We start from the raw sequence: 12,780 nt of genomic DNA, 5'->3' as shown, positions 1-12,780 counted from the left end.
CAACTCTGATAAAAGGTATTAAAAATGACAGAAGTATCCGGAAGTAAAGACCAACAACATCCCCTCTACAACCGCGATCGCCCCTTTATTGATATTCTACTAGCTCAAGAGGCGACAGACTATAATTTAGCAGAATTAGCTCGACTAAAAATTCGCTATCAAGGCTTCCCAGGCGCGAGAGACATCCAGAAAGATTTAGATAAAGTCTTGCAGCAATGGGATTTGAGCGAAGCTGAATTATTTGCGAAGACTCGTCAACTACACGACATTGGGGGAATTTATCAAAGTCGCGGCAAAAAAGAAGAGCAAGATTGGAATTAGTAGGGGCGGGGAGACCCCGCCCTGCATTTGTCAAGGGTCAAAAGTCAAGAGTCTCCCTCATCTCCCTATTCCCCTTGCTTCTGCTCCTTCTCATACTTCCGCAGTTGTTTTAATAAATGTTCTTGGGATGAAATGGGGGTAATTGCTTGAGCATCTATCTCAGCACTCTTGAAAGCTGCAGATGCAGGATTAATGGACGCGGTGGGTACGTCTGGTTTGTCAATGGATGCTTTGAGTGAATCTAGGGTAGCTGCAACCTGCACTTTTTGCTGCATCTGGTCTGTAGACGATACCAAATTACTCAGACCATTTACCAATTGGCGCAGATTTTTGCGAAAAGATGGGTCGCCTGTCAATTCATCTAAATCAGAGGTGATTTTTTGGGTGTTTTCAAATGTCACCCGTGCTGAATCTAAAGTTTGTTGCAGTAGCACGAGGTTTTTGGGATCATTTAAGCTTTGAGAAGCATCGCGTAAATTAGCTGATGCTTGTGCAGCATTGGCGGAGAGAGTTTCTAAGTTTTGCAGTAATTCTCCCTGGGTTAAGCGATTAACTGTAGGTGATAAGCCGTTGACTGTCACCAGCAATTTGTCGCTAACTTTAGTGATATTATTTAGGGCACTCACCAGCGAAGAACGATTTGTTGTGACCAAATTATCTAAATTGGTCAACAGACGACTAGCTTGATTAGCAGTGACACTAAATTGTTTTGCTGTTGAGCCTAGTTCATTTGCTGTTTGGGTGCTGGTAATGGTCAGTTTATTTGTCGCCTGTTGGACTGTATTCGCAGTATTGGCAAATGTGCCTAGTTGTTTTTGGGCACTTTTAGATAAACCCCGTAAATCCTGACTCAGGTCAGCTATATTAGCGGCTGCTAATGAAGAGTTTTCTAAGAGCCGATTAACGTTTTGATAAAATTTTGGGTTATTATAAGCAGCTGCTAATTCCGTTGAACTGCGAATGAGTTGATCGACACTAATGCCAATCTGTCCTTTTAACCGCGAACCATTACAAACAATATATTGGCGATCGCACTTTTTATCTAGTGGTTTAGCTGCAATCGCCTGACTTGGTAAAGATGTCTTGGGTGTGATATCAATAATACTTTCACTAATCAGTCCACTCTGATTTGCTTCCACCACCACATCTTTAGGAATCAGGAGGTCAGATTGGGAAATTTCAATCTCCACATCTATAGCATTTGGCCCTGGTCGAATCGCAGAAATATTTCCTACTTTCACCCCACGATAGCGGACTGGCGACCCTTTTTGCATCCCGCCAGCGTTGTCAAATTCTACAACTAATTTATAAGAACCACGACTAACACTAAATCTATTTAACCACAAGAATATAGCGCCAAATGCCCCCATGCCCAGCAGGATCAACAACCCTACTGAACCCTCTCTAAATATTCGCGTAGATATGAAGCGGTTTGTTAAACCTCGCATGTTTTCCCTCCACCCAACAAAGTTATCAAGTTCACTGTTAACTGTTAACTGTTAACTGTTAACTGTTAACTGTTAACTGTTTCAGCCGACTACCTGAATCGGGCCTTGTACACTCCCACTCATAAATTGTCTAATCAATGGATGGTCTGTGCTATCAATTTCATTAACTGTACCTTGCCACTGCGCCTTACCCTGATAAAGAAACACGAGCCGATCGCTCGTCCGATGAATAGTACTATCTTGATGAGTCACAATAGCATATGTACTACAGACTCCATGTGCTTGTTGCAAGTTGCGGATTAAATCTTCTATGACTGTTGAGGCAATTGGATCAAGTCCGGCTGTGGGTTCATCGTATAGTAAAATTTCTGGGCCGTCATTAGGGCTATCAGGGTTAGACATAATCGCCCGAGCAAAACTTACCCGTTTTCGCATCCCCCCAGAAAGTTCAGCTGGGTATAAATCTTCTATTCCCGATAAACCCACCATCTCCAATTTTTCTTTGACCAATTCTCGAATACGCGATCGCAATATCGTTGAATTTTGATAGAGTAGAAAGCCGACATTCTCCTCTACTGTCAAAGAATCAAATAACGCTGCCTGCTGAAATACCATACCAATACCAATAGGATCAGCGCCATCCTCAATCAAACTGTCTCGTTTTACCCCTTGGACATAAATTTCACCAGCATCGGGAGACATTAATCCAGCAATAATCCGTAAAATTGTCGATTTCCCAGTTCCTGAAGGCCCAATAATTCCTAGTGCATCTCCCCGATAAATTGTTAAATCTACATTATCTAAAACCTGGTTGCTACCAAAGGACTTAGAAACGCCTTTTAATTCAATTAATGGTTCTGTCATTGGTCAAGAGTCAAGAGTCAAGAGTCAAGGGTAGTCAAACCGTCAAGAGTCAAGAGTCAAAATAAGTTACGCTGGACTTTGGACTTTTGACCCTGGACTTTGCAGACAAAAATGCAAGATAGTGATGTCATAATAATTGGTAGCGGTATTGGTGGGTTATGTGCTGCTGGGTTACTTGCTCGTTATGGCAAGCAGGTAATAGTTTGTGAAAGTCACACAATTCCTGGAGGTGCTGCTCATAGCTTTAAACGAAAAGGATTTGAATTTGATTCTGGACCCTCTTTCTATTGTGGTTTAACTGGCAACCAAAGCTTGAATCCTCTAAAACAAGTTGTGGATATTCTCGGTGAATCCATTCAAGTTATACCTTATGATCCTCTAGGACACTACCACTTGGACGAAACTACTTTTGCAGTTTATCGCCATATTGAGCGTTATCGGCAGGAGTTGCACCAAATTACGCCCCAAGGCGCAAAAGAACTCCAACTGTTTGCAGAACGCTTGTTAGGACTTTATCAGGCGATGAAGGGCATTCCCACCTTGGCATTGAGAGCAGATTGGCAGATAATTCCTGTGTTATTGAGACATTATCTCCCATCTTTGGTAAAAATGTTGCCCCACTTGCCCATTGTCCAAGCTTCTGTAGGTAGTGTCATGGATGCAACAGTCAAAGACCCGTGGGTGCGACGACTCATCGATTTAGAATGCTTCCTACTCTCAGGTTTAAAGGCACACGGAACAATAGCACCGGAAGTAGCTTTTATGTTGGGTGAACGTTCCCGTGCTGGGGTTGAATATCCTCTGGGTGGTAGTGGTGCAATAGTCAAGGCTTTGGTACGGGGTTTAAAACGCTGGGGTGGTCAGTTACGGACGGGATGCCACGTTGAGCAGATTCTAGTAGAATCTGGGAAAGTTGCTGGTGTGCGGACTGCCAAAGGTGAAATCATGAAAGCACCCATCGTCATTTCTAACGCTTCAATTTGGGATACCTACAATCACCTGCTACGTCCTGAAGATTTACCTGCATCTTACCGCCAAGCTGCTTTAGATACACCAGCAGTAGGAAGTTTTATGCATTTACACTTAGGCATTCGGGCGACGGGTTTAGAGAATTTGACCGGACATCATGTAGTAGTTCACGATTCTCGCCTCGATATCACTACACCGGGGAATACATGTATGATTTCGATTCCTAGTGTGTGGGATGCAACTCTTGCGCCAGCGGGACATCATGTGGTTCATGCTTACACCCTAGAACCCTATGCTGGTTGGGAACGGAATGATGGTTATGAAAAGAAGAAGTATGAAAAAGCACAGTCTTTACATCGTGCCCTAGAACGGATTATCCCCGACATTGGCGATCGCATAATAGTTGAACTTATCGGCACACCACTCACCCATGCTGATTATTTACGCAGATATCACGGCACTTATGGCCCAGCGATCGCTGCAGGTAAAGGCATGTTTCCTGGACACAATACCCCAATCCAGGGTTTGTATCGCGTGGGTGATAGCACCATGCCGGGAATTGGAGTACCTGCTGTAGCCGCTTCTGGGATTTTGTGTGCGAATACGTTAGTCAGTCCACAGCAGACAGCAGAGTTATTGAAAGGCCATCTTGCTATAGGCAAAATCAGATAAGGGACGAGACTTGTGCATCTGAGCAATTTTACACTCGTCCCTGTCATCAATTAATCAACTGAGGCGGCAACTAGAGCGATCGCTTTACTCATCACAGTGCTATAATCGGCAAGGGGATGCACTAGCGTTCTCCTAAATTCACGCGATTTCAACTCAATAGCTGGAGAGGTGTCCGAGTGGTTGATGGTGACGCACTCGAAATGCGTTTTGGGGAAACTCAACGGGGGTTCGAATCCCCCCCTCTCCGTTCAATGTATATAAAGTAAGGGTTTTGACTCTTATCTTAATGTTAGGAGATAAAGTCAAATATTACTGATTCAGCAATCCAATAACTTCCTACAGAAACCCAAGCCGTGAGTATTGGGAATATCTCGCTACACCCAAAGGGTCAGTAGTTACTCAATAGTTTGGATTTCGAGTTCTCACCTTGTGAACATAAATATAGAGTTACCTTTTGATCAAAGATGAAAATATCGGAATGTTCCTGAGAGTAGTGTGAGTCTCATGGCAAGAGTAAAGAATCGTTACATTTAGCAGACTCAGATTTCGTTTTAAACTGTGCTCAGAAAAATTAATAGGGGAACACTGAAAGCAGGTATTTTATTTTTCCTATGCTTTATGACTATGAACGATGATGAAACGTCAACCCGTTTAGAACTGCAACAATGTCACAAGCAGTTACAGCTTTCAGGTCAGTACCAAAAAATCTTGGCGAGGACTATAGCGAAGATTCGCGCATCTGTAAATCTAGAATCCCTGTGTTCAACTACTTGTCAAGATATTTGTCGCCAATTAAAGATTGAGCGAGTGGCAATCTACTGCTTTAACGCTGACTGGAGCGGTAGTTTCATCAATAGTTTTGGCTTTGCACAATCTCCCTGGGATACACTGACAGCCTTTGGGCAAGACTTGGTGTGGGAAGATTCCCATTTGCGAGAAACCCAGGGAGGGAGATATCGCAAAAATGAGGCATTTTCCGTGGCTGACATTTACGAAGCGGGACATGCTCGTTGTCATATTGAGGTATTAGAACAGTTTCAGATTCGTGCATATGCAATTGCCCCTATTTTTGTAGGCACACGATTATGGGGACTGCTGGCAGCCTATCAACACTCCGCTCCGCAAAATTGGTATTCTGACGAAGTCGAATTCTTAGCACAAGCTGCAAGTTATCTCGGTGTAGCAATGCAGCAAGCAGAAATCCTCGGGACTTCCAAACAACGCACAGCAGAACTGCAAGATGCAATTGCACGGCAACGTGCCTTAACGGAAGTGGTGGGGAACATTCGCTCGTCTTTGAACACCGAAATTATTCTGGACACCGCCTGTCAAGAACTCTGCAAACTCCTGAAGCTAGAACGGGCAGCGGTTTACCGCTTTAATGAAGACTGGAGCGGCGAATTTATTAGCCAGTTCGGCATGGTAGAGGCCCAGTGGTATGGGGTCAATCCGTTTGGCAAAAATTTGGTTTGGGAGGATACCTACCTCCAAGAAACCAAAGGTGGGCGCTACCGCAATAACGAAAGTTTTACCATCAACGACATCTACCAAGCTGGACACACCCGTTGTCATATCGACATTCTCGAGCAATTCAAGATTAGAGCCTATACCTTAGTGCCCATCTTCATTGGCAAAAAACTATGGGGACTGCTAGCAGCATATCAACACTCAGGACCCCGCCAATGGGTAAATTACGAAGTTGAGTTTCTCGGACAAATAGGGGCACAATTGGGAGTTGCAATTCAGCAAGCCGAGAATTTGACTCAGTCGAAACAACAGGCTTCTGCCCTACAAGATGCGATCGCCCGACAACGGGCACTGACGGAAGTGGTTGGTAAAATTCGCTCCTCCTTAGATATTGATTTGATCGTGAAAACAACTTGTCAAGAAGTTTGTAAACTGCTAAAAGTTGAGCGAGTCGGTGTTTATCGCTTTAATGAAGATTGGAGTGGTGAATTTGTCAGTAATTTCGGCATGGTAGAGGCACAGTGGGACAGCATCAATCCATTTGGCAAAAATTTAGTCTGGGAAGATACCCACCTGCAAGAAACTAAAGGCGGACGCTACCGCAACAACGAAAATTTTGCTGTAAATGATATTTATCAAGCCGGACACTCGCGCTGCCACTTAGATATTTTGCAGCAATTCAAAATTCGCGCCTATGTTTTGACCCCAATCTTTGTAGGACGGAAGTTATGGGGATTGTTAGCTGCTTATCAACATTCTGCACCGTGCCAGTGGGAGAGTGTGGAAGTGGAATTTTTGGGACAAGTTGCTAGCCAACTCGGAGTAGCGCTACAAAGTTCGCAAATGGTGACCCAAATTCAAACTCGTGCTGATGAACTGCACCAATCTGCAGAACAGCGCCGGGTTTTATTTGACCTGGTCGTCAAAATTCGGGAATCCTTGGATTTGGAAACGATATTTCAGAGTACAGTACACGAAGTGCGGCGATCGCTGAAGACAGATCGAGTCGGCATCTTCCGTTTTGATACTAATGTCGGTTTTTGCAGTGGGGAATTTATTGCTGAAGATGTGCTACCCCAGTTTGATTCTACTCTAACCGTGAAGGTGCAAGACTATTGCTTCGGCGACCAATATGCACCGCAGTATCGCCAAGTGCAAGTAATCTCTGATGTCAACAGTATTGGCTCCAAGGTACCTCACCTAGATGTAATTGAGCGATTCCAAGTCAAAGCACAGATTATTGTGCCACTGATGGAAGGTGACGAGCTATGGGGTTTGTTGTGCATTCACCAATGCACTCATGCACGTAATTGGGAAGAGGTGGAATTGGATTTTGTGACTCAAGTCGCAGCCCAAATCAGTGTAGCCCTGCGTCAAGCCAACTTGTTCCAACAATCCAGTTTGCTGGGTCAAACTCGTGAAGAAGCAAATCAACTTGCCCAGGCGTTGAAAGAACTCCGCACTGCCCAAATGCAAATAATCCATGCTGAAAAAATGGCCAGCTTGGGGCAATTGGTGGCAGGGATTGCTCACGAAATTAATAACCCCATTAATTTTATCCACGGCAACTTAGAATACGCCCACCAATACACCAAAGAGTTGCTTCGCTGTGTTGAGCTGTATTTGCATCATTATCCCGATGCTGCACCAGAAATAAAAGAGTTTTGGCAGAAAGCCGAAATTGAATTTATCTTTAACGACTTACCTAAATTATTCCAGTCTATGCAGGTCGGCACTGACCGCGTTCGTGACATTGTCACCTCTTTACGGAATTTCTCGCGCCTAGATGAAGCGGACTTCAAGACAGCAGATATTCACGAAGGCATCGACAGTACGTTGATGATTTTGCAACACCGCCTGAAACCCTCAGCCCATAGCCCCGCAATTAATATCAGTAAAGATTATGATGCGTTACCCCTAGTGGAATGCTATCCTGGTCAGCTGAATCAGGTATTGATGAACTTGCTGTCCAATGCTCTTGATGCGTTAGAAGAGCGAAACGCCCAAGCTACTCCCGAAGCAATTACAGCAAACCCCAGCGAAATCAGAATTTCTACCTCTCTGCTGAATCAGGACTGGATTCTCATTCGGATTGCCGACAACGGACTTGGTATAGATGAAAAAATACTGTCTCGGCTGTTCGATCCATTTTTTACGACCAAGGTTGTGGGTAAAGGCACAGGGCTAGGGCTTTCTATTAGCTATCAGATTGTGACAGATAAACATCATGGCAAAATCTACTGCCAATCTGAACCCGGCAAAGGTACAGAGTTTGTGGTTGAACTGCCGATTCGTCAGGCGATAGCTAAAAACCAGTAGTGAAAATCAAAGCACTAAACCAGAAATAAACAAGCAAAATGATGATTTTTACAGGCTTATCTTGGGGATCATCACTTTGCCCCAACACATAACCTTGAGACAGACCTGTTGTGCTATTGAGGTGAAATGAGGAGTTTCCCCATCTGATTTTTCCTAAATTTATTCTCAAAGTACTTGACATTATCCCTGTATTAGCTGCTATATTATCTAAGTGCGACCGTTGGGGCGTAGCCAAGTGGTAAGGCAGCGGGTTTTGGTCCCGCCATCCCTAGGTTCGAATCCTAGCGCCCCAGTTTTACATAAAAAAATTGTTTATAGTAGTGGTTCCCAGTTGAATACAATACACAGTAGACAACGTTAAAAATACTTTAAGTAGAAAAGTATGATTAGCGTTGATGTGTATCAGTTTAAACTGAAAGCCAGGATGTAGAAAGTTTTGAGGTAATGATATCGCTCTCAGTTGCCGATTAGCGGGGAAAACTGAGGGCGATCGCATCAAGCGGGAAAACTCAGCCCAACTAATATCTTGCAGCAGTGACAACAGCGCATTTTTTGTATTCTGGGAAGTGCCCACCTGATCGTCATACCCAGGAGCATAGAAGCAGTAGTATTAAATTGATGCCAATCTAAAACCACTAGTGACACAGTTGATCACCCCTTAACTGAGGCTGATGAATAACAATGTAAAAACTTGTGTTTCTTTAATCCTTGAGGATCTTTGTAGTTCAAAATTTTGAATAAACCACGAAGACTTAAAGTAATTTCACAAGCGATTTTTGCAACCAAACTGTATTTGATGGCTAAACCAATTATTTCCCCAAAAAATCTCAGTAATCAGTTTATCCACTGGTTGCTCGAAGAAGACAGACGCGAAAAAGAGGGGCCCTACCGGAAAGAAGAAGCACACCGCAAGCATCCCTGGTGGCAAGTGATGTGTTTAACTGGTGTAGATTATTTCTCAACCCTTGGTTATCAACCGGGGATTGCCGCACTAGCAGCAGGCGCTCTTTCTCCTATAGCTACCCTGATTTTGGTTCTATTAACACTCTTTGGCGCATTGCCAATCTATCGGCGGATTGCAGCCAAGAGCTTTCAGGGCGAAGGGTCTATAGCCATGCTAGAACACTTGCTCCCTTGGTGGCAAGGTAAACTTCTGGTGTTGTGCCTACTCGGTTTTGTGGCAACTGACTTCATTATTACTATTACTCTCTCAGCTGCCGATGCCACAGCCCATATTATCGAAAATCCGCTCACCCCGATGCTACTTCACAATCAGGGCATTGCTATCACCCTGATATTAGTGGCGCTACTAGGTGCAGTTTTCTTAAGAGGGTTCAAAGAAGCTATTGGGATTGCAGTGTTTTTGGTGGGAGTTTATCTGCTGTTAAATATGATTGTAGTGGGCGTTGGTGTGTATCAGATCGTCATTCGCCCATCAGCGATCGCTAATTGGTACACTGCACTTTTTGCACAACACTCTAACTTTTTAGTACTCATTGGTGCCGCTCTGCTATTATTCCCCAAGCTAGCACTGGGATTATCAGGCTTTGAGACTGGAGTAACTGTGATGCCTCTTGTCCAGGGTAGCAGTAGTGATACCCCCGATTATCCCAGAGGACGTATTCGCAACACGCGCAAGCTATTAACCACTGCTGCGGTGATTATGAGCTTCTTTTTAATCACTACCAGCTTTATCACTACTCTACTAATTCCCGCCGCCGAATTTGCCACAGGAGGCAAAGCCAACGGACGTGCTTTAGCTTATTTAGCACATCTGTATTTAGGAAATGGCTTTGGCACCATTTACGATCTGAGTACTATTTCCATTCTGTGGTTTGCAGGTGCATCAGCAATGGCAGGACTGCTCAACATCGTACCTCGCTATTTACCACGCTATGGCATGGCTCCGAATTGGGCACGAGCAGCACGACCTTTAGTGTTGGTCTATACAGCGATCGCCTTTGTCGTCACAATTATCTTTCGGGCAAATGTGGAAGCCCAAGGTGGGGCTTATGCAACTGGTGTGCTGGTGTTGATTAGTTCAGCGGCTTTTGCTGTCACCTTATCAGCCCATCGTCATCGCTCAAAGCGGGGAACAATCGTATTTAGCATTATCACCCTAGTATTTATATATACTACTATTGTCAATATTATCGAAAGACCAGAAGGGATTAAAATCGCTGCGTTCTTCATCGGTACGATCATCATCACCTCCCTAGTTTCCCGCGTTTGGCGATCAACCGAGCTGCGGGTAGAGCAGATCGAAATTGATGAAACAGCCCGCCAATTCCTTAGCCAAGAGAGTCAGGGAGTAATCCGACTGATTGCTAATCGCTTGAATGCGGGTGATGTGGAAGAGTATTTTTTAAAAGAGAAAGAGGTACGCGAGGATAACCATATTCCACCCAATGATCCCATTCTCTTTTTAGAGATTCAGGTATCTGATGCGTCAGAATTTGCGGATGTGATTAGAGTGAAAGGGGTACAAGTTGGGGATTACCGCATCCTCCGCGCTGAGAGTGCAGCAGTTCCTAATGCGATCGCCGCTTTACTGTTCTACATTCGCGATCAAACTGGTAAGATTCCTCATGCCTACTTTGGTTGGGTAGAGGGAAACCCCATTCAGTACTTGTTGCGGTTCATCTTGTTTGGCGAGGGCGATATTGCTGTAGTCACCCGTGAAGTACTCCGTCGAGCCGAAAAGAATCCGCAAAAGCGCCCTGCGGTTCATGTCGGGGGTTAATTAGGAATTGAAATAGAAATTACCATGCGATCGCGAGTAGTATTACTACAATGTTCATTGGTATGAACATTGTAGTAATACTGCCTGTGTACTTTTTTTACCTGAAAAACGCTGTAATATTTAGAAATACGATTAACTTCTAACTACTCATTAGTATTAATTTGTAAGTCAGAAATCTAAAATTGGCACGGTCAAGTGCTTGAGAAGTCCAATTTATTTGTGCCATTCCTTCATTCGTACTTTAGCTTCTGCATGTGAAATAATATCACCATCTGCAACTTGCTTTAGCTCTTGTTCTATCTTGTACAAAAAGTAAAGATGTTCCATAATCTCCGGGAACGAAACATCTTGTGGCATTTCCTCTAAGGCCTTATAGCGCTTCCCATTCAAATGAAGTACAAAAATATATCACGCTGTGTAGGGGCATGGCAGTGCCATGCCCTTACCGATGTACCTCACGCTTGTCGAGAAATGCTATAAGTATTTTTTGCTTTGCTGTAGTACCTATCATGATTGTTCGCCGCCTTTTGCAACTAGCACTCTTAATGTTAACCTTTTTCTGAAATCTGTTAATTCTGACTTCTATCGATACAGCAGATTGCAACTTCTCTAAAAACAAAAAACCAGGGAACTTAAGCGTCACCCGGTTTATACATCTCAATATGAAAGTTTTATCTCAACTAGGGGCGTAGTAGTACTCATCGGTGTCAACTGAAGTTAACAGCGGTGAGTAGTGCTGTGTCCCTATTGATTTTTTGACAAAACTAAACTTTAGCAGCAGCCTTGGTGACAACGTTAAGTTCACCCTTAGCATACTTAGCAGCAAAATCTTCCAGAGAAATCTGCTTAATTTTGCTAGCATTACCAGCGGTACCAAATTGGTTATAGCGATCGGCACAAACCTTCTGCATGTATGTAATAGAGGGCTTGAGGAAGTGACGGGGGTCAAATTCCTTGGGATTTTTTGCCAAAGCTTCACGGACTGCAGCCGTAATTGCCAGACGGTTGTCGGTGTCAATGTTGACCTTACGTACACCGCTCTTGATACCTTTTTGGATTTCCTCTACAGGTACACCATAGGTTTCAGGAATTGCACCACCATATTGGTTAATCAGTGCAATTAAATCTTCAGGTACGGAGGAGGAACCATGCATTACCAAGTGAGTGTTAGGCAAACGACGGTGAATTTCTTCAATGCGGCTGATGGCCAAAATTTCGCCAGTCGGCTTGCGGGTAAACTTGTAAGCACCGTGACTGGTGCCAATAGCAACCGCTAAAGCATCTACTTGGGTTGCTTCTACGAAGTTAACAGCTTCATCGGGGTCGGTTAGCAATTGGGAGTGGTCGAGTGTACCCTCAAAACCATGTCCATCTTCAGCTTCACCGGCACCAGTTTCTAGAGAACCCAAACAACCGAGTTCACCTTCAACGCTGACACCCAAAGCATGAGCGACATTCACCACTTCGCGGGTGACACTGACGTTATACTCGAAGCTTGCGGGGGTCTTAGCATCAGCTTCTAAAGAACCATCCATCATGACGCTGGTGAAGTTGTTCTTAATTGCTGAGTAGCAGGTAGCAGGAGCATTACCATGATCTTGGTGCATGACAATGGGAATCTGAGGATAGGTTTCTACCGCTGCCAAAATTAGGTGGCGGAGGAAGTTTTCTCCTGCATAATTACGAGCGCCACGAGAAGCTTGCAAAATTACGGGGCTATCTGTCTCGACAGCAGCCTTCAGGATTGCCTGAATCTGCTCTAAATTGTTAACGTTGAAAGCTGGGATGCCGTAACCGTTTTCAGCTGCGTGATCCAACAACAGCCGCAGTGGTACAAGCGCCATAGATAGTCCTCCTAATGTGGTTGTCAGCTAATCGGTGTGAGAGCAGCGTAATTTTTACCTTAATGTAATTCTTACGCTAAATCTTAAGAGTTTTTTCAACATATAGGAAATTATAACTAGTGATGTGTGCTTA

General features: G+C 44.1%; 7 protein-coding genes and 2 tRNA genes. 6 read left to right on the top strand and 3 right to left on the bottom strand.

Annotation, left to right across the window (positions count from 1 at the left end):
- Positions 1-24: 24 nt before the first annotated feature.
- On the top strand, positions 25-321 hold the full coding sequence (locus CAL7507_RS01900; RefSeq protein WP_015126727.1) for a DUF3288 family protein: 297 nt from the start codon (positions 25-27) through the stop codon (positions 319-321).
- Positions 322-386: 65 nt separating this feature from the next.
- Here CAL7507_RS01900 and CAL7507_RS01895 read toward each other — a convergent pair whose 3' ends face one another.
- Both CAL7507_RS01895 and CAL7507_RS01890 read right to left on the bottom strand, forming a co-directional pair.
- Positions 387-1,769, bottom strand: a complete 1,383-nt coding sequence (locus tag CAL7507_RS01895; protein ID WP_015126726.1) for an MlaD family protein — start codon at positions 1,767-1,769, stop codon at positions 387-389.
- 81 nt (positions 1,770-1,850) lie between these two features.
- On the bottom strand, positions 1,851-2,633 hold the full coding sequence (locus tag CAL7507_RS01890) for an ABC transporter ATP-binding protein (RefSeq protein ID WP_015126725.1): 783 nt from the start codon (positions 2,631-2,633) through the stop codon (positions 1,851-1,853).
- Between the two features lie 111 nt (positions 2,634-2,744).
- On the opposite strand from CAL7507_RS01890, the gene CAL7507_RS01885 reads away from it, so the two are divergent.
- The 5 genes from CAL7507_RS01885 (at position 2,745) to CAL7507_RS01860 (ending at position 10,803) form a co-directional block, all read left to right on the top strand.
- The gene (locus CAL7507_RS01885) at positions 2,745-4,274 is read left to right on the top strand and encodes an NAD(P)/FAD-dependent oxidoreductase (RefSeq protein WP_015126724.1); all 1,530 of its coding nucleotides are present in this window, start codon (positions 2,745-2,747) and stop codon (positions 4,272-4,274) included.
- Between the two features lie 162 nt (positions 4,275-4,436).
- Positions 4,437-4,521: transfer RNA gene (locus tag CAL7507_RS01880), tRNA-Ser, on the top strand.
- A gap of 377 nt (positions 4,522-4,898) precedes the next feature.
- Entirely contained in the window at positions 4,899-8,060 is a 3,162-nt protein-coding gene (locus CAL7507_RS01875) for a GAF domain-containing protein (protein ID WP_201447872.1), read from the top strand.
- Between the two features lie 221 nt (positions 8,061-8,281).
- A tRNA-Gln gene (locus CAL7507_RS01865) sits at positions 8,282-8,353 on the top strand.
- Between the two features lie 503 nt (positions 8,354-8,856).
- Positions 8,857-10,803 carry an amino acid transporter gene (locus tag CAL7507_RS01860; RefSeq protein WP_015126721.1) on the top strand — a complete coding sequence of 649 codons (1,947 nt, stop codon included), beginning with the start codon at positions 8,857-8,859 and terminating at the stop codon, positions 10,801-10,803.
- A gap of 764 nt (positions 10,804-11,567) precedes the next feature.
- Here the strand turns inward: CAL7507_RS01860 and fba are convergent.
- The gene (gene fba / locus CAL7507_RS01855) at positions 11,568-12,647 is read right to left on the bottom strand and encodes a class II fructose-bisphosphate aldolase (RefSeq protein ID WP_015126720.1); all 1,080 of its coding nucleotides are present in this window, start codon (positions 12,645-12,647) and stop codon (positions 11,568-11,570) included.
- Positions 12,648-12,780 lie beyond the last annotated feature (133 nt).

Source organism: Calothrix sp. PCC 7507 (assembly GCF_000316575.1).
Lineage (GTDB): Bacteria > Cyanobacteriota > Cyanobacteriia > Cyanobacteriales > Nostocaceae > Fortiea.
This window is presented reverse-complemented; position numbering and strand designations above follow the sequence as displayed.

Excerpts from the sequence above, each read along its gene's own strand:
- CAL7507_RS01900 (WP_015126727.1), top strand. The coding sequence starts at position 25 with ATGACAGAAGTATCCGGAAGTAAAGACCAACAACATCCCCTCTACAAC.
- CAL7507_RS01890 (WP_015126725.1), bottom strand. The coding sequence starts at position 2,633 with ATGACAGAACCATTAATTGAATTAAAAGGCGTTTCTAAGTCCTTTGGT.
- CAL7507_RS01860 (WP_015126721.1), top strand. The coding sequence starts at position 8,857 with ATGGCTAAACCAATTATTTCCCCAAAAAATCTCAGTAATCAGTTTATC.
- CAL7507_RS01895 (WP_015126726.1), bottom strand. The coding sequence starts at position 1,769 with ATGCGAGGTTTAACAAACCGCTTCATATCTACGCGAATATTTAGAGAG.
- CAL7507_RS01885 (WP_015126724.1), top strand. The coding sequence starts at position 2,745 with ATGCAAGATAGTGATGTCATAATAATTGGTAGCGGTATTGGTGGGTTA.
- fba (WP_015126720.1), bottom strand. The coding sequence starts at position 12,647 with ATGGCGCTTGTACCACTGCGGCTGTTGTTGGATCACGCAGCTGAAAAC.
- CAL7507_RS01875 (WP_201447872.1), top strand. The coding sequence starts at position 4,899 with ATGAACGATGATGAAACGTCAACCCGTTTAGAACTGCAACAATGTCAC.